Consider the following 15,642-nt stretch of genomic DNA (forward strand, 5'->3'; position numbering starts at 1 on the left):
GACGTCCGATGGCGAACGACACCAGCTCATCCCGCTCCCGCCGCTCGAAGGCGACCGAGCCAGTCCCGGCCACGGAGGCCGGCGACGTCCACGTCCCCGGAGGTCCGCAGGACACGGGCGACGACTCTCCGCCGAAGCTGCCCAAGCTCAAGAAGTCCGTCTACGAGGCAGAGCTGTTCAGGCTGCAGTCCGAGCTCGTCAAGCTCCAGGAGTGGGTGCGCGAGTCGGGCGAGCGGCTGGTGATCGTCTTCGAGGGGCGCGACGCCGCGGGCAAGGGCTCGGCGATCAAGCGCGTCACGCAGTACCTCAACTCGCGGCACGTGCGCGTCGCCGCGCTGCCGGCACCGACCGAGCGGCAGAAGTCGCAGTGGTACTTCCAGAAGTACGTCGAGCACCTTCCGGCCGCGGGCGAGATCGTCCTCTTCGACAGGTCCTGGTACAACAGGGCGGGCGTCGAGAGGGTCATGGGCTTCTGCACGCCTGCCGAGCACAAGCGCTTCATGGCGCAGTGCCCGGTGTTCGAGCAGCTGCTCATCGACGACGGCATCATGCTCCGCAAGTACTGGTTCTCCGTCTCGGACGCCGAGCAGGAGAAGCGTTTTGCGTCGCGGCTCGAAGACCCGATGCGGCAGTGGAAGCTGTCGCCGATGGATCTCGAGTCGATCGCCCGCTGGGAGGACTACTCCCGCGCGAAGGACGACATGTTCATCCACACCGACACCCCGGCCTCGCCGTGGTTCGTGGTCGAGAGCGAGGACAAGAAGCGGTCGCGGATCAACATGATCTCCCACCTGCTCTCGACGGTGCCCTACGAAGAGGTGACCCACCCGCCGATCTCCCTGCCCGAGCGCCCGGCGTCGACCGGCTACAGGCGCACCCCGCGCGAGCTCCAGACCTACGTGCCGGACCACGCGTCGACGCTGGGGTGAGTCGCGGAGGACTGCGACGGCGCTGCGCTGAGGAGCGCGGCGCCGGACGGCGTCCGGATCAGGCGACGACGAGCTCGAGGGTCGACGCTCCGTGCTTGCCGTCGATCAGCGTCGCGTCGAGCAGCGCCCCGCCGACGAGCTCGTGCGCGGCCTTGAGGACCTCCTCGGCTGTGCGCGGCTGCTCACCCTCGCGGGTGAGCAGGTGGCGGGTCAGTACCCCGCGAGTGTGCTTGGCGTTGTGGGAGACGACAGACCGTTTCCCGTCGAGCTCGCGCAGCACGCGGACGCTCACCCAGTCGGTGCCCTTCGCGGGCTTCCACGCGGCGAGGTAGGCGGCCGAGCGGCAGTCGACCACGACGTCGCCGGTCGCGAGCGGGCTCAGCACCTTCTCGAGGTGGGGCCGCCACGTCGGGGCCAGCGGGCCGACGCCCGGGAGGTCGGTGCCCATCGACAACCTGTAGGCGGGGATCACGTCGTCAGGGGAGACCGCACCCCAGAGGGCTGAGACCGTGCGGACCGAGGCTGCGGCCAGCGCAGCCTGCTCGACGGGGAGGTCGTCGAGCCCGGCGGCCGCGTAGAGGACCCCCGTGTAGACGGTCGCGGCCCGAGCGGCCGGCTCGGAGTCGAGCCGGGTGTTGCGGGCGACGTCCTCGGCCAGGCTCGGGCCGACGCCGAGGACGTCGAGGGCATTCTTGCGGGCGCTGACCTTGGCGAGGGCCCGCATGACCTTCGTGCGGTGCCGGGTGAGCGACGGGGCGCTCAGGGCGGCGAGGTCGACGGGCGTCCCTGCGGTCGCCGGAGACTTGCCTTCAGACGGGGGCAGCAGGATCAGCACCCGGAGAAGTCTAGTCAGCGGCGAGAGGTGGGGACGCCCGTCGTCGGCTCAGCAGCAGCGGGCGACGGGTGCCCGCTCCGCCTCGTCGGTCCGCTGCCGCCAGAACGCCCGCTCGGTCAGCGGTTCGACGCCCGGGTGGAGCGCCTCGTGCCGGGCGACGTATTTGGCGTAGGCGGTGTCGCCCATGAGCTCGTGCACGTACCACCGGATGCCGGAGGCGGCCCGGGTCACGTGGTGCCAGGACTGGCGGAGCAGACGGGTGACGGGGCTCCGCCGGGACGCCGGGTCGTGAGCCGCGGCGTTCGACCCTGTCGTCGCGTCGACGTCGTGAGCGACGACCTCGGGGTCCGTCCCCTGCGCACCTCCCACGCTGCTCATCGTCCCGCCTGGTCGTGTCCGTCGGAGCCGCCGGGCGAGCGACCACCGGGACCGTCACCACCGTGACCGCCGCGCCTTGGCGCCGGTCCTGCGGATGCCGCGACCTCCGCCTCGAGCTCCTTCTCTGCTGGCGTCGCGAGCAGGTGCTGCGGTGCGAAGAGCGAGGACTCCTCGAAGGGGTCCTCCGAGGTCGTGACCTCCCCAGGGGACCTCAGTGCGACCCAGATCGCCCGTGCCGCCGTGACGAGCAGCGCGGCGACCATGAGCACGAAGATGATCGACAGCGTCCCCTGGACCGTGGTGTTCCGCACGACGGCCTCGGCGTCGGCGAGAGCCACCGCGTCGGTGAACTCGCCGGCGGCGATGCGGTCCTGGTAGAGCGAGCGCTGTGCGAAGTATCCGATCGCTGGGACGTCGGAGAAGATCTTCTGCCACGACGCCGTGAAGGTCACGACCACGTCCCACACGAGCGGCACGAGCGGGATCCACACCCACCGCACGTACCCGCGGCGCACGACCATCACGGTGACGATGGTCAGCGCGGCGGCGGCGAGCAGCTGGTTCGCGATGCCGAACAGCGGGAAGAGCGTCCGGATCCCGCCGAGGGGGTCTGTCACGCCCATCATGAGCAGTGCACCCCACGCTCCGACGACCACAGCGGTCGACAACCAGCTGCCGAGCCGCCACGAGGGGTTGCGGAACCGCGGAACCCAGTTGCCGAGAGAGTCCGAGAGCATGAACCGCGCGACCCGGGTGCCGGCGTCGACCGTCGTGAGGATGAACAGGGCCTCGAACATGATCGCGAAGTGGTACCAGAACGACATCATCGCCTTGCCGCCGAACACGTTGTGCAAGATGTTCGCCATGCCGACGGCGAGGGTCGGAGCGCCACCGGTCTTGGAGACCACCGAGGGCTCGCCGACGTCGGAGGCGACGGCGTCGAGAGCCTCGGCCCCGGTGAGCGTCACGAGCTCACCGTCGATCTCGGTCTCCCACGACACCTCGACGGGCTCGCCCGCGATGTCGGTGATCCCGAGACCGTCGACGGCCTCGACAGCCCCCTGGGTGGTGCCCTGCGTCATGGCCTCGGGCATGTTCATCGCGAAGTACACGCCCTGGTTGAGCGAGATCGCGGCGACGAGCGCCATGATCGCCACGAAGGACTCCATGAGCATGCCGCCGTAGCCGATGAGCCTGACCTGCGACTCCTTCTGCACCATCTTGGGCGTGGTGCCTGAGGCGACCGTCGCGTGCAGCCCTGAGAGCGCCCCGCAGGCGATGGTGATGAACAAGAAGGGGAACAGCGAACCCGAGAACACCGGTCCCTCGCCGTTGCTCGCGAACTCGGTGACCGCGGGCATCTGGACCATCGGCATGACGACGACGATGCCTGCGGCGAGCACGAGGATCGTGCCGACCTTCATGAACGTCGACAGGTAGTCGCGCGGGGTGAGCAGCAACCACACGGGCAGCACTGCGGCTCCGAAGCCGTAGATGATGAGCGCCCAGGTCAGAGCGACGGGAGAGAGGTGGAACACCTCGCCGAAGGAGCTCTCGGCGACGTAACGACCGCCGACGATCGCCGCGATGAGCAGCACGAAGCCGACGAGCGAGATCTCGGTGACCCGCCCAGGCCGGATGAACCGCAGGTACACGCCCATGAACAGCGCGATCGGGATGGTGCAGCCGATCGAGAACACACCCCACGGGCTCTCGGCGAGGGCGTTGACGACCACGAGGGCGAGGACCGCCAGGACGATCATCATCATGACGAAGACGACGACCATCGCGATGGTCCCGCCCACCCGGCCGATCTCGTCGCGAGCCATCTGACCGAGCGACCGGCCGCCGCGCCGCAGCGAGAAGAACAGTACGAGCATGTCTTGCACGCCGCCCGCGACGACCACGCCGAAGATGATCCACATGGTCCCCGGCAGGTACCCCATCTGTGCCGCGAGGACAGGCCCGACGAGCGGCCCGGCGCCGGCGATCGCGGCGAAGTGGTGGCCGAAGAGCACCCGACGGTCGGTCGGGTCGAAGTCCTTGCCGTTGTCGATCCGCTCGGCAGGTGTAGCCCGGCGGTCGTCAGGACGCATGAGGCGACGCTCGATGAAGCGCGCGTAGAACCTGTAGGCGAAGGAGTACGTGCAGACCGACGCGACGATGAACCAGATCGTGTTGACCTGCTCACCGCGGACGATCGCGATCATGGTCCAGCCCAGACCTCCGAGCAGACCGATCGCGACCCAGAGGGCGATCTTCGGCGGGGTCCACCGATGCTTCTCGACGATCCCGACAGGGGCGCCGGCATCGTTGCGCAGCACCTCAGGGGCGGAGTCTGGGTCGGTCAGGGAGGTCGTCATCGAAGCTCCTTCGCTCAGCGCGCACCGGTGAGGTGCGGTCCTGGAGGAAGGCTAGCCGACGTGGACGAGATGTGCGCTTCGTGTGTGAATCGTCCTATCGCACCCGACCGAGGGCGAGCGCCGCGTACATGAGCGCGGCGACCGTCTCGCCGTCGGTGATCGTCCCGTCCCGGACGAGGTCCAGGGCCTGTGCCCACGGGACCGTCCGCGTCCCGACGATGCCCTCCTCCGCCTGCTCGTGCGCCTGCGCGGAGGGGCGCAGGCCCCGTGCGAGGAACACGTGCTCTGGGGCGTGGCACACGCCGTTGAGCGTGAGCATCGAGCCGATGGGCTCCCACGAGTCGGCCTCGAGCCCGGTCTCCTCGCGCAGCTCGCGCTGCGCGGCGAGCAGCAGGTCTTCACCGTCGGAGCCGCCCGCCGGGACCTCGAGCGACATCTGGCCGATGGTGTAGCGCTCGAGCTCGACGAGCACCACCTCGTCGTCGTCCGTGAGGGCGACGACGAACACCGCAGGGTTGCGGATCTCGACGACGCCGTAGATGCCTTCGGAGCCGTCAGGCCTCTCGACGGCGTCTTCGCGGACCCGGATCCACGGGTTCTCGTACGCGACGGTCGACGACAGCGTCGTCCAAGCAGAGGTGGTCATCGTCAGGCCTCTCAGCTGAGGAACGCAGGACGGCCGTCGTGCAGCCACTGCTCGTAGCGGTAGGAGATCATCGGACCGACGCGGTCGTAGCTGTCCTGGGTGTCCGGCACCTTGTACAGGGTGTCGATCCCGGGGACGTCCGAGAAGGCCTCTGCGTAGTCGGACAGGAAGGTGACGTCCCCGCCGGCGCCCTCGTAGTACGCCATCGCGAAGTCCGCGCCGGTCTTCGACAGGACAGCGTCCCCCAGCTGACCGTCGAACCAGGTGAGCAGGAACTCCGCACCGGACATGGTGCCCGCCTGCACGGCGAAGATGTCCTCAGGTGCGTCGGCGAAGACCTCGTCCGAGAGGTGCTGCGCCCGGATCAACCAGGTGAGGAACATGCCGATGTGCGTCGCACCGGCCTCGGGTGGGAGACCCGCGGGGAAGTCTCCCTCGGTGTGCCAGGAGGCGTCGTCGAACTTCATGCACACAATCCTTGCACGGGTCCCCGGCGCGCCCCTAAGGTCGCCCGCATGGGTCAGATCATCGTGCACGGCAGGCGCTCGCAGTGGCGCGACCAGCGTCAAGAGCTCTCCGACGCCCTGCACGCCGCGCTCGTCGACGCCTGGCAGTACCCGCCCGAGAAGAAGTTCCAGCGTTTCGTCTGGCTCGACGACGACGACCTCGTCGCCCCGCAGCGCGGCCCCCGGTACCTCGTCGTCCAGGTGGTCGCCTTCACCGGACGCAGCCGTGAAGCCCGGCGAGAGCTGATCCGGCAGATGTACGAGCGCGTCTGCGGTCCGCTCGACCTGCCCGTCGACGACCTCGAGATCGTCGTCATCGAGAGCCCCCGCGAGAGCTGGGGCATCCGCGGGGTCAGCGGCGACGAGCTAACGCTGGGGTACACGGTCGAGGTGTGAGCCTCGGCGGGGGACGAGCTCGGGAGCCGGGAGGTGCGGCCCCGACCACTCCGGGTCGCGTACCCTTGGGGACGCGGATGAGTTGGCCAGACGACCGCGTCAGGGCTCCGGCCCTGCCGAGGAACGTCCGGGCTCCACAGAGCGAGGTGGTGGGTAACGCCCACCCGGGGTGACCCGCGGGACAGTGCCACAGAGAACAGACCGCCACAGACGTCCGCGTCTGGGGTAAGGGTGAAACGGTGGTGTAAGAGACCACCAGCGCGCCAGGTGACTGGCGCGGCTAGGTAAACCCCACCTGGAGCAAGGTCAGACAGGGTGTGTTCGAGGGCTGCTCGCCCGAGCACCCGGGTAGACCGCTAGAGGCGTGCGGCAACGTACGTCGTAGATGGATGGTCGTCACCCGCGTGCGGGCAACTGCGCGCGGGACACAGAACCCGGCGTACCGGCCAGCTCATCCGCATATCAGGTCGCTGACCTGCGAAAACGCTCGCCCCGCGGCCTCTTCGGGGGCTGCCGGGGGTCGGGTTGTTACTACAGAATCCTGCGGCTTTCGGCAGGCCGCTAGATCTTTGAGCCCCCAGGGAGCCCCCAGGATGCAGCCCCCGCAGATGCCCGCTCGCCGGACGGCAGAAGGAGTCGTTGCGGCTGCCAGGGCGATGGACCAGGCTCGAGCCGAAGGACTCCCCGACCGGCTCCTCCTCGTGATGCTAGCCGCCCGCTCCGCATGGTGGGGCGACGCCGAGTGGCCCCCGCACGCCCAGCTCGTCGAGGTGCTTATGGACCAGCGGTCCCGCATTATCGACGAGGTCGTGTTCGCGGCCATCAAGAAGCGCGTGCGGCCCTGACCGAGTTATCCACAGATCACGGCCGCCTCTAGCTCCAGCGCAATGTGCTGCGCGATGGTGGGGGCATGGACACCCGACTCGCGGCAAACCCGCTCCTGCCCGACATCACCACGACGCTCGACCGACTCACTGCCTCCCGAGCGGGGCTTGCGCCGATCAGCGACGTCCTGCTGGTCGAGGCCGGCTGGACGCCCCACGACAGCAGCCGAGCGGCTGAGGTCGCCGACCTCTGGCACCTCACGCTCGGGGCGGACTCTACCTGCGGGCTCCTACGGACTGGCAGCGGCTCCTGGCTGCTGTCCGACCCCGTGCCCTCGATAGCCGCCGCCTACTGGCTCATGCACGAGCCGGAGCTGTGGTGGGCTGAGCTGGTCGCGCCCTGATCGGAGCGCTGGTGGCGAGGAACTCAGCTGCGACGAGGTCCTGTCCGCCACCGGGAAGCGCGTGCGGGACCGAAGTCTGAGGACTGTCGGTCGACACCGCTACCGTGTGAGAGAGCTCATGCGCATTGGGCGCGACTGTCGAAGGGGATAGCTATGACGTCTGTTGAGACCGACTACCGAGACTTCACGTGCCCGGCCTGTTCCCGTGTAGGGACCGCGAAGGTGCGGTCGTTCTCCTTGGGGGGCAGGCCGGCGCACAAGGTAGAGGTGACCGCACACGACGAGTGTGACGTGCCAATCCGCCGGGTGCGGCTCGCGCTTGGTGTGTGCCCGGAGTGCTCACGGACACTGCGGACCCGTGCGATGCCTGGAGAGGCTTCGCTCGCCGGAGACGTGCCGACCGGACTCTGGTGCGATGACTGCCGGGCATACAAGGACTAGGACGACGGTCGGAGGCGCCCAGCGCCGTGACCTGAGTGTCACGACTGCGATCGTCAGAGACCGGCAGCAACGCGGTCGGCGATCGCGTGCAGTTCGTCGACGGTTCCGTCGTTGAGGACCAGGTCGTCGAACCGGTAGCGGTCGAGGGCGCTCTCGGAGGGGTGCGGGTCACCGTCGTCAGGGAACGCAGGCCTGTTCACGCGGAGGACCTGTCCGCCGGCGTCCCGGATCGCGTCGGCCTCGTTCGGGAAGCGGCAGTCGGTGAAGACGACCCGGCCCCCGAGCGCGCGGGCGTAGCGCATCGCTGTGTCGACCCAAATACTGTCCCCGAGGATGCCGCGGCCAGCCTCCGTGCCGAGCCGCTGGAGCGTGCGGCGCACCTCGGGGTTGGCCTTTGCCTCCTCCCACCCGAAGGTCTCCACGAGGGCGGAGAGGCGCCAGCCCTCGGAGATGATCGGGTCCAAGGCGAGCGCCATCTCGCGCATGGGGTCGGCGAACGCGACGCGCGTGAAGCCGTGGCGCTCGACGAGGCAGGCTGCGAACGTGTCCTTGCCGTGGCGAGCCTTCCCGCTGACGCCGATCAAGAGGTGATTGATGTGCTCTTGCATGCCCACTCCTCCACGTATGTGGCGGCACTTCGGATGGTTTTCGGGTCGTGCGCGAGCAACCCGATCGCGACGTTGCACCGCTGGCACAGGAGGGCTCGGGTCTGGCCGGTCTCGTGACAGTGGTCGACGGCCAGCGGCTTGGTGGTGGCGGTAGCGGGATCAACCACGGTCTCGGGCTTCCGGCAGATCGCACATGCTCCCTGCTGCTCCTCGAGCATTTGGTCATAGAGCTCCGGAGTGAGCCCGTAGCGCCGAAGGCTCGAGCGCCGCTCGCTCTCCCGCACACGCTCGGGGTGCCGAGCGCGGTAGCGGGCGACGTAGACGCGTCTTATCGCCGGGTCCACGGGGTTCGCTGTCTGGCTCGCAGCCTTGGTTGTGACCCGGCATGTCTTGCACTGTCGCCCTCGGCCGTCGGGCTGGTCAGCAGCCCGGTCGAACTCGACTGGAACCTTGTCTGACCTGCACTTCGAGCACCGCTTCAGGCCCGCCGGCACGGGAGGCTCGAGCGCTCGCTGGGCTGCGGTCAGACGAGGCATTGGGGCGCTTCTCTCATGTGCTCATCGTCGGCCTGGGGGTGTCAGAAAACCGACGCGTGTGACCACCGGCGTCCGGCCTTGCCGCCGATGAGCAACCCGAGCATCCCGGGCGGCGACCAGACGCCGTACTGGTTGAGCATGTACTCGCTCGACCGCTCCGCTTCGAGGGCCGGGCAGCCGAAGACGGTGCGGCCCTCGAACTCGTTGCTGTAGGCGTGGTGATAGTGAGCGAAGAACCACAGGGGCGTCATACCGAGGGTGTCAGTTCGCCCGAGGATCTGGCGCTCGATCGCGGCGCGCGTGCGGGTCTCCGACGAGGTGCCGCGGCCCTTCTCGATGTACCCGTGGGAGAAGTAGCACTCGACGCCGGAGAGACGCACGACGACCGCGGGGTCACCGCCACCGATCGTCCAGGCGACCTTCGGGCCGCCGTGGGGCTCGAGCTCGGCGAAGAGCTTCGCGACCTGCCTGGCGACGTGCGTGGAGGTGTTGTCGCCCTGGGACGTGACGGGCTCCTTGGAGCCGTTGCGCGTCCACTCGCCGTGGTTGCTGATGACCGACGACGCGGAGATCGGCAGACCGAGCGTGGCGACCTCTTTGATCGTCCAGACCCGCAGGTCGAAGTCGAGCTCGATCTGCGCAGACTGGTTGAGTTCGATCGTGTGGGCCTGGTTCCCGTAGTTGTTCGCCACACCTTCGGTCTCGTCGCCCTGCCAGGCGACGTGCACGCCGCTGACCTTGACGCCCGAGGCGATCAGCCGGCGGATCTCCACGAGGTGCCCAAGGACGCCGCGTCGCCAGTTCGCGACGGCCTCCTCGGTACCCTTCTTCCCGAGCTGAGGATCAGCGACCAGCATCAGGTACGTCCCGCCCACGCTGACCTTCCGGGCTGCTGTGGGCGCGGTGCGTTGGAGAGCGCGTCGCCACCGCTCGATGGACGCCGCGGGGATCATCTCCTTGTCGACCCGGCGGAACCTGGCCGAGTAGGCGTAGAGCTGGACGCCGTCACGGGAACCGTCGTCGGTCCGCTTCGACTGCTGCCACGTGGACATGCGCACGGTCTCGTCGACGACCTCGAACTTCGTGGCGTCGAGGTTGAACAGCGCGAAGACCGCGGTCCAGTCGTCGCTGATCGGGGACGTGACCACGACGTTGTTGATGGTCGCACCGTCAGGGGTGACGTCGACCGACCCCTTATCGCGGCCAGACGCGCGGTCTTCTTCGCCGGCGAGGGCGTCAGCGAGCGTCACAGCGGCACTCTCCTCGACGGTGTCGAGCGATCGTCGAGGACGCGAAGCGGTGCCCCTCGGACGTCAGCGCGCGGGCGATCGCAGCGTGCTCCATGGGCGACGCCAGTGCCGACCGCAGCTCGGCGGCGTCGTCTGCGGAGAGCGTCTCGAGGAGCAGGGCAACTGAGCATCGCCCGCCACGCTGCACGGGTGCGGCTTCGCGGCTGAGCGCCGCGGCGAGGCTCACGCCTGACCCGCGTCGACGATGACGTCCTCGTTGACGATGAGCACCGCGACGGGCGTCCCGTCGGCCGCGATCGACCCCGGGCCAGCCACGGGCCCGTCGGGACTCTTCACGGCCACGGCATCGTAGGCAGGCACCTGAGCGGACCCGAGCACGAGACGCGTGACCCAGTCGGTCAGGTGCGGCTCAGCCCAGCGAGCCACGGCGTACCAGACGGCCGTCGCCGCGCCGGCGAGGACGAGCGGGTCGACAGCGGCGACCAGATCGACGACGGGCTGCCAGGTCACGTGGGTCAGCAGCCAGCTGGAGGCCGACCCCCACGCGACGGGGACGACGGTGCGCAGCCACGCCGGTGCGATGACGGACAGGCGCGTCCATGCCTGCGTGGTGAGGTCGGCGAGGAACTCGCGGAGGTGCTTCATGGCGGTCATGCTCCGATCAGGTGTGCCACGGCCCGCACGGGTGCGAGCGCGATGTAGGTGATCAGGACCAGCAGCAGCCACGCGAGCCCGCACGACACGATGGCGACCGCGAAGTACAGGCCCGCGCGGCGCATCAGAAGGTCCCGGCGTTCAGGCGACGCTGGAGGGCCTCGATCGCCGCGGAGGGGGCGTCGAGCACTCCATCGGGCGTGGTGCCCAGGTAGCGCTGCAGGGCTACCTGCGTGCGCGTCTTGATCGTGCGTCCGTGGGTGTTCGGGTAGAGGCCCTGTCCGTCGACCTTGCCGAGCTCGTGCCCCTTGCTCAGGAGGTAGAGCTGCAGCTCGGCGACGAGCTGCGAGCCGTCGGGGCCGGTGGAGATGATGCCGTCCACGGTCGTGCCGAGAACGTGCTGCAGCTCGCTGATCGTGGCCGATCCGAGGAACCCGTCGAGGTCGAGCAGCGGACGGCCGGCGGGGTTCGTGGTCCGTGCGGGGGTGGGCTTGACCGGGGCCGGCACGGGCGGTGCGGCGGGCTTGGTGCCGCCACCGCTGGCGCCGGATGATCGTGCGAGCCGGTCGAGGCGGTCGAGGTCCCACTTCCCGGGGCAGGCTGTGGCCTTCCACGAGGAGTGGCGCACGAGGGGCAGGTCGCCGAACGCAGCCCGCAGTTCGCGGATGAGCTCGGCCGCGGTGGCATAGTCGCCGTCGGTCGCCTCGGGGCGGAGCTCGAGGCCCACCGAGGTGGCGTTCCCGGCGTCGCTGCCCGAGTGCCAGGCGGCGTCGCGTGGAGCAACGATGCACGCCACGCGTCCGTCCTCGACGATGTAGTGCGCCGAGCTCTTCCCGCCGGGCCGGCAGAGGTAGTCGACGACGCCAGCGAAGCGCTGGCCGTAGACACCCCAGTGGTGGATGGTGATGGACTTGATCACGCGTGGGCGGCCGAAGACCTTCTGGACGGCGCCGGCCGGGGTGAAGTTGCCGCTGTTGCGGTCGGTGATGGACTCGTAAGTCACGGGGTGCCTCCTGGCATCGTGGATCTTGGTGGGCGGGCTCAGAGCCCGGCGGGGCGCTGCGGCGGGGGCGGGGACTTCTGCTTCCAGATCCAGTCCTCGAGGATGTCGATGTGGTCTCCCTGCGCCCGGAGCAGGAGGGCCTTGGCGACGTTGCCGTCCTCGGCTGCCGACAGGCGGTCCTCGACGCGCTCCAGTCGGTTCTCGAGGCGCTCGATGAGACGGTCCTGGGCTGTGGCGTGGGCGGTGTCTTCTGCGATGTCGGTGGCACGCACGCCGTTGCGCTGGTCATGGCGCACCTTGAGCAGGGTCGCGAGCCCGCCGCCGCCGATGACGCCGACGATGAGCGTGGCGATGGTCTGAAGGGCGGTCTCCACACTCAGGCCTTCCTGGCGTGGTCGGCGCGGAGCTTGGCAGCGTGCGCGGAGAGCTCGGCGGCGCGGACGAGCAGCGCGAGGGTGAGCCCGGTGCAGACGGCAGCCTGAGTCTGGCGGGTCGCGGCCTCGGTGGCGACGAGCGACCAGACGGTGACGGCGTAGGCCGAGGTCCCTGCCGCGGCGAACCAGACCGCGACCCATTCGAGACGGTAGGCGTCGCGGATCAGGCCGACGAGAGCGAGCCCTGCGCCTGCGATCGCGAGCACCGCCCACGAGTAGGTGATGCTGACGCCGAGCGCTCCAGCAATGGTCCGGGGTGTCCACAGGATCGCTGCCAGGCCTGCATAGGTCACGGCCGCGTAGACGAGGGCTCGCAGGATGCGCAGCGTGGTGCGCCAGCGCGGCGGGAGGTTGCGGTCAGGCATGGGGTCCCCGGGGTGGGATCGTTCACCCTCGGGGTGTCCACGTGATGACCGTGGTGTCTCTTACGGGTCGATCATCACTCGTGGGGTGTCACATGCCGGTCTGTCGCTGGCGCAGGGGCCAGGAGCCGGTCGCACCGCCGTTCTGGCGCTGCCGGAGTGGCCAACCGCCGGTGACGCCGGTCGCCCCCTGCCTCTGCCGTGTGTTCCACATTCCCCCTGGGTAGGTGACCCGGTTGGTCACCGTGACGGGGTAGATGCCGCCAGGGTTGACCTCCACGAAAGGTGGATCGAAGATCGGCTCTCTCCATCGCGCCCGTCGGTTGCCGATGGTCGTGGGCAGTCCGTCCAGCTGTTCTTCGAAAGTCACTAGCCCGCGGCTGATGACGATCTGCACGGGCTCGAGCTCTCCCCGCCAGGTCACCTCGGGGAAGCCGATCACTTCCTCGCGGTCGTTCCGCGCGAACACGGGGAACCCGACGCCGGTCAGGTCTCTCAGATCTGCGCCCTCTACGTTCTTGGTGAGCTCGATGGTTCCGGCATCGCCCGGATCCTCCTCGGCCGTGTAGGTGAGGGTCACGGAGCTGATCTGGACGCGGTTGCGGGACCATGTCGACCGTTCCGAGAGGAGGCCGAGGTACCGCGGCTCCGGTGGGATCGGGCCGAAGTTGCCGACGGAGAACTGCGACCAGGCGGCGGTGTCGGGGAAGTTGAACTCAGCGTTGAGGACGGAGGGCGTGCCGCGGATCTCGCTGGGTGAGTTCATCAGCCACGGGCTGCACGAGACGCGATCCAGACCGTCGGTCTGCTGGAGGTACATGTCTACGCGGATCGGATATGCCCACGCGATCGCGGGCAGCGTCGGTACGAGGAACAGGAACCCCTCGTCCCAGAAGCGGTCGCCGGTCTGGGGGGCGCCGACGAACGGCATCGCGACGGTCTTGAACGCCATCAGGACACCCCGTGCCAGAAACGCCCCTCGATGAAGGTCGACCCCTCAGCAATCATGGCGACCCACAGCCACGGGGGCTGCGTCGAGGAGTAGTCCCAGGAGGCGTCATCGAGCATGCGGCCGGTCACTGGTGATGCGTCTTCGCCGTCGGGGTCGGAGTACTGGCCGGGGTAGTAGCCTGCGGGCTGCTTGGCCCATCCCCAGGACATGAGCAGTCCCGATGCGTCGAGGGCATCAGAGGAGTCCTGCCAGGGGTTGGTCAATCCTCCTTCTGGTGCGTCGTCGGCGTCGGGGATCCAGAGTGGGTTGCCGACCAAGCTGACCAGCCCTGCGGCGGTGATGGGGCGGTCGAACACCGCGACACTGAAGGCTCGGGCTGGGCCGGTTGACGTGAACTCGGTGCGCACGATTGAGCCGTACTGGGCGACGGGGATGCGGATCACGGTCCACAGGTTCGAGAAGAGGGCGAGGCGCGGGATGCGACCACCGGGGGACTCTGCGTCCCAGGTTGCGCGGTCACTTGAGAGCTCGCCCGTGTTGGTCGACTTCCGGTAGGAGCGGGCGGGGTCTGTGGCTTCGCGGTCTCGGTCGAGGATCGCGTCGAGGGTGGGATAGTCCCGCGCGTTGGTGTCGACCGTGGCCGTGACTGATTCGGCGCTGTACTCCACCCTGGCGACGTGGACCTTCAGGTCTGTCCCGCGGAAGTTGCGGATCAGCCCGTTGGTGCCCTCTCGCACGGTCTCGAGGCGGGAGCCTTCTTCTGGGTCAAGGCTCATCGTGACGGTGCCGACCCAGCCTGGGTTGGAGTCTCGAGCAAGGATCTCCTCGGAGGCGCGCACGCCGTCGGAGCGTGTGGCTCCCGCGCCGTAGTTGATGTATCGCTCGACCCGCAGGACACCGGGTGCGTACTCGGGGTTCGCGCCGAGGTCGTCGCCGTCTGGGCCGAAGAGGCGAGGCTCGACGCTAGGGGAGTAGGCCACGGGCATGATGAACGCGCCGTCGAGCGTCCCCGTGTTGGCCCCGGTGTCGAAGGTCATCGCCCAGGACTGCGGTCCGAGAACACCGTCCACGAGTACTCCGGCGGCCTGCTGCATGCGCCGCAGGGCCGCCCGGTCCTGCTGGGAGAAGCGGCCCGTGACCGGCTGGCCGGCCTTCGCCTGCCACGTCGAGACTCCAGAGCCAGAGGTCGTGCGTGCGTCCGTCCACCCGACGGTGATCGAACGGATCGGAGTGTTGGGGTAGTCCGGCGTGGCATCTGGTGCCCAGTTCGGGTACCTCGCGTTGCGCCAGCGCCCGCCGTCTGGGCCGATGCCCTCTGCATAGATGACGTTCGGTGCCTGGGTGGCGTCCCGGGTGAGTTCGACGTCGATGCCGCGTTGGCCGTTGGAAACTGACCAGGAGATGTGGTCGACGTTCTTCGTGAGCAGCTGGGGTGAGCGTTCGTCGCAGGCAATCGTCCACTGGGAGCCGCCGGTCACGAGTGTCGCGAGCGCGCGCTGGACCCAGCCGGAGGCGCGCGATTCCCATCCTCCGAGGACAGAGACGGGGATGCCGGTGAAGACCTCGGGGATCGCTTCGAAGCGTCGGCCGATCGCGGCGTTGAGGACGGCAGGCACGATCCGCCCGGCGTCCTGCGGGGTGGTCAGGAACGGCGGGGGACGCAGCTGTAGGTCGGCGGCGAAGACCACGCCGAGGCAGTCGAGGGAGAAGACGCCCGACTCCTCGTGGTGTCCGAGGGCGACGACGACGCCGGCGAACATCGAGCTTGTCGAGCCGTCCGGGCGCGCGAGGCGGATGTCGACGTTCGCGCCCTCACGGCACCACCAGAGCCACCCCTCGCCGGGCTGGTGGAACGCGGTGATGGTCGGCAGCTGGATGGACGCCTGGTCGGAGCCGAACGGCTCGACCCGGGAGAACGAGGGGAAGGGGGTCTCGGCGTCGCCGTGGTAGGTGATGTCGATGCCCTCGACGACGATCTGGAGGTGGCCGACGAGCCCCTGGCGCACTTCTGTCGGCTCCCAGTGGATCGGGTTACCGCGCTGGTCGAGGTTGGGGGCGGGCATGACCTCTGAGACGCGGCGGATCGGGTCTACGGCGATTGACGCAGGCGGGGCCTGGGGC

The 15,642-nt window shown here is 69.0% G+C and carries 19 protein-coding genes and 1 other RNA gene; 5 read left to right on the forward strand and 15 right to left on the reverse strand.

What is annotated here, in order from left to right:
- Positions 1-8 precede the first annotated feature (8 nt).
- The gene (gene ppk2 / locus HZZ10_RS03105) at positions 9-929 is read left to right on the forward strand and encodes a polyphosphate kinase 2 (protein ID WP_082543949.1); all 921 of its coding nucleotides are present in this window, start codon (positions 9-11) and stop codon (positions 927-929) included.
- 58 nt (positions 930-987) lie between these two features.
- On the opposite strand, the gene HZZ10_RS03110 is transcribed toward ppk2, so the two are convergent.
- The 5 genes from HZZ10_RS03110 to HZZ10_RS03130 all read right to left on the reverse strand — a co-directional run bounded on the left by HZZ10_RS03110 (position 988) and on the right by HZZ10_RS03130 (position 5,618).
- On the reverse strand, positions 988-1,764 hold the full coding sequence (locus HZZ10_RS03110; RefSeq protein ID WP_179912368.1) for a YaaA family protein: 777 nt from the start codon (positions 1,762-1,764) through the stop codon (positions 988-990).
- Positions 1,765-1,812: 48 nt separating this feature from the next.
- Positions 1,813-2,142: a YbdD/YjiX family protein gene (locus tag HZZ10_RS19785; protein WP_179912369.1), complete on the reverse strand. Its 330-nt coding sequence runs from the start codon at positions 2,140-2,142 to the stop codon at positions 1,813-1,815.
- Positions 2,139-4,505, reverse strand: a complete 2,367-nt coding sequence (locus HZZ10_RS03120) for a carbon starvation CstA family protein (protein ID WP_179912370.1) — start codon at positions 4,503-4,505, stop codon at positions 2,139-2,141. The genes HZZ10_RS19785 and HZZ10_RS03120 overlap by 4 nt, the downstream gene beginning before the upstream one ends.
- 94 nt (positions 4,506-4,599) lie before the next feature.
- Positions 4,600-5,151, reverse strand: coding sequence for an NUDIX domain-containing protein (locus HZZ10_RS03125; RefSeq protein ID WP_056131951.1), 552 nt, complete (start codon positions 5,149-5,151; stop codon positions 4,600-4,602).
- An 11-nt stretch (positions 5,152-5,162) separates the two neighbouring features.
- Positions 5,163-5,618 (reverse strand): DUF7832 domain-containing protein, encoded by a 456-nt coding sequence (locus HZZ10_RS03130; protein ID WP_179912371.1) that lies wholly within the window; start codon positions 5,616-5,618, stop codon positions 5,163-5,165.
- Positions 5,619-5,666: 48 nt separating this feature from the next.
- On the opposite strand from HZZ10_RS03130, the gene HZZ10_RS03135 reads away from it, so the two are divergent.
- The 4 genes from HZZ10_RS03135 to HZZ10_RS03150 all read left to right on the forward strand — a co-directional run bounded on the left by HZZ10_RS03135 (position 5,667) and on the right by HZZ10_RS03150 (position 7,281).
- Complete coding sequence (locus HZZ10_RS03135) at positions 5,667-6,053, forward strand: tautomerase family protein (protein ID WP_179912372.1); 387 nt, start codon at positions 5,667-5,669, stop codon at positions 6,051-6,053.
- A gap of 78 nt (positions 6,054-6,131) precedes the next feature.
- Positions 6,132-6,511, forward strand: an RNA gene (gene rnpB / locus HZZ10_RS03140) — RNase P RNA component class A.
- A gap of 246 nt (positions 6,512-6,757) precedes the next feature.
- The gene (locus HZZ10_RS03145) at positions 6,758-6,898 is read left to right on the forward strand and encodes a hypothetical protein (RefSeq protein WP_179912373.1); all 141 of its coding nucleotides are present in this window, start codon (positions 6,758-6,760) and stop codon (positions 6,896-6,898) included.
- 65 nt (positions 6,899-6,963) lie between these two features.
- Positions 6,964-7,281, forward strand: coding sequence for a hypothetical protein (locus HZZ10_RS03150; protein WP_179912374.1), 318 nt, complete (start codon positions 6,964-6,966; stop codon positions 7,279-7,281).
- 494 nt (positions 7,282-7,775) lie between these two features.
- Here HZZ10_RS03150 and HZZ10_RS03155 read toward each other — a convergent pair whose 3' ends face one another.
- The 10 genes from HZZ10_RS03155 to HZZ10_RS03195 form a co-directional block, all read right to left on the reverse strand.
- On the reverse strand, positions 7,776-8,330 hold the full coding sequence (locus tag HZZ10_RS03155) for a deoxynucleotide monophosphate kinase family protein (RefSeq protein ID WP_179912375.1): 555 nt from the start codon (positions 8,328-8,330) through the stop codon (positions 7,776-7,778).
- The gene (locus HZZ10_RS20155; protein WP_179912376.1) at positions 8,303-8,866 is read right to left on the reverse strand and encodes an endonuclease VII domain-containing protein; all 564 of its coding nucleotides are present in this window, start codon (positions 8,864-8,866) and stop codon (positions 8,303-8,305) included. Before HZZ10_RS20155 ends, HZZ10_RS03155 begins: the two co-directional genes overlap by 28 nt.
- A 41-nt stretch (positions 8,867-8,907) precedes the next feature.
- Complete coding sequence (locus tag HZZ10_RS03165) at positions 8,908-10,116, reverse strand: hypothetical protein (protein WP_179912377.1); 1,209 nt, start codon at positions 10,114-10,116, stop codon at positions 8,908-8,910.
- 222 nt (positions 10,117-10,338) lie between these two features.
- Entirely contained in the window at positions 10,339-10,761 is a 423-nt protein-coding gene (locus HZZ10_RS03170; protein ID WP_179912378.1) for a hypothetical protein, read from the reverse strand.
- 5 nt (positions 10,762-10,766) lie between these two features.
- The gene (locus HZZ10_RS19340; protein WP_257152663.1) at positions 10,767-10,895 is read right to left on the reverse strand and encodes a hypothetical protein; all 129 of its coding nucleotides are present in this window, start codon (positions 10,893-10,895) and stop codon (positions 10,767-10,769) included.
- Entirely contained in the window at positions 10,895-11,773 is an 879-nt protein-coding gene (locus HZZ10_RS19345; RefSeq protein ID WP_179912379.1) for a peptidoglycan recognition protein family protein, read from the reverse strand. Before HZZ10_RS19345 ends, HZZ10_RS19340 begins: the two co-directional genes overlap by 1 nt.
- Before the next feature lie 38 nt (positions 11,774-11,811).
- Positions 11,812-12,147 (reverse strand): hypothetical protein, encoded by a 336-nt coding sequence (locus HZZ10_RS03180; RefSeq protein WP_179912380.1) that lies wholly within the window; start codon positions 12,145-12,147, stop codon positions 11,812-11,814.
- A gap of 2 nt (positions 12,148-12,149) precedes the next feature.
- Positions 12,150-12,572: a hypothetical protein gene (locus HZZ10_RS03185; RefSeq protein ID WP_179912381.1), complete on the reverse strand. Its 423-nt coding sequence runs from the start codon at positions 12,570-12,572 to the stop codon at positions 12,150-12,152.
- 88 nt (positions 12,573-12,660) lie between these two features.
- The gene (locus tag HZZ10_RS03190; protein WP_179912382.1) at positions 12,661-13,521 is read right to left on the reverse strand and encodes a hypothetical protein; all 861 of its coding nucleotides are present in this window, start codon (positions 13,519-13,521) and stop codon (positions 12,661-12,663) included.
- A partial coding sequence (locus tag HZZ10_RS03195) for a peptidoglycan-binding domain-containing protein (protein ID WP_218928367.1) occupies positions 13,521-15,642 on the reverse strand: 2,122 nt, incomplete at its 5' end. The genes HZZ10_RS03190 and HZZ10_RS03195, both read right to left, overlap by 1 nt.

Origin of the sequence: Sanguibacter inulinus (assembly GCF_013415325.1) — a bacterium.
Lineage (GTDB): Bacteria > Actinomycetota > Actinomycetes > Actinomycetales > Cellulomonadaceae > Sanguibacter > Sanguibacter inulinus.

What these genes read in the sequence shown, in the direction of transcription:
- ppk2 (WP_082543949.1), top strand. Translation starts at nt 9, where the DNA reads ATGGCGAACGACACCAGCTCATCCCGCTCCCGCCGCTCGAAGGCGACC.
- HZZ10_RS19785 (WP_179912369.1), bottom strand. Translation starts at nt 2,142, where the DNA reads ATGAGCAGCGTGGGAGGTGCGCAGGGGACGGACCCCGAGGTCGTCGCT.
- HZZ10_RS03120 (WP_179912370.1), bottom strand. Translation starts at nt 4,505, where the DNA reads ATGACGACCTCCCTGACCGACCCAGACTCCGCCCCTGAGGTGCTGCGC.
- HZZ10_RS03125 (WP_056131951.1), bottom strand. Translation starts at nt 5,151, where the DNA reads ATGACCACCTCTGCTTGGACGACGCTGTCGTCGACCGTCGCGTACGAG.
- HZZ10_RS03130 (WP_179912371.1), bottom strand. Translation starts at nt 5,618, where the DNA reads ATGAAGTTCGACGACGCCTCCTGGCACACCGAGGGAGACTTCCCCGCG.
- HZZ10_RS03135 (WP_179912372.1), top strand. Translation starts at nt 5,667, where the DNA reads ATGGGTCAGATCATCGTGCACGGCAGGCGCTCGCAGTGGCGCGACCAG.
- HZZ10_RS03145 (WP_179912373.1), top strand. Translation starts at nt 6,758, where the DNA reads ATGCTAGCCGCCCGCTCCGCATGGTGGGGCGACGCCGAGTGGCCCCCG.
- HZZ10_RS03150 (WP_179912374.1), top strand. Translation starts at nt 6,964, where the DNA reads ATGGACACCCGACTCGCGGCAAACCCGCTCCTGCCCGACATCACCACG.
- HZZ10_RS03155 (WP_179912375.1), bottom strand. Translation starts at nt 8,330, where the DNA reads ATGCAAGAGCACATCAATCACCTCTTGATCGGCGTCAGCGGGAAGGCT.
- HZZ10_RS20155 (WP_179912376.1), bottom strand. Translation starts at nt 8,866, where the DNA reads ATGCCTCGTCTGACCGCAGCCCAGCGAGCGCTCGAGCCTCCCGTGCCG.
- HZZ10_RS03170 (WP_179912378.1), bottom strand. Translation starts at nt 10,761, where the DNA reads ATGAAGCACCTCCGCGAGTTCCTCGCCGACCTCACCACGCAGGCATGG.
- HZZ10_RS19340 (WP_257152663.1), bottom strand. Translation starts at nt 10,895, where the DNA reads ATGCGCCGCGCGGGCCTGTACTTCGCGGTCGCCATCGTGTCGTGCGGG.
- HZZ10_RS03185 (WP_179912381.1), bottom strand. Translation starts at nt 12,572, where the DNA reads ATGCCTGACCGCAACCTCCCGCCGCGCTGGCGCACCACGCTGCGCATC.
- HZZ10_RS03190 (WP_179912382.1), bottom strand. Translation starts at nt 13,521, where the DNA reads ATGGCGTTCAAGACCGTCGCGATGCCGTTCGTCGGCGCCCCCCAGACC.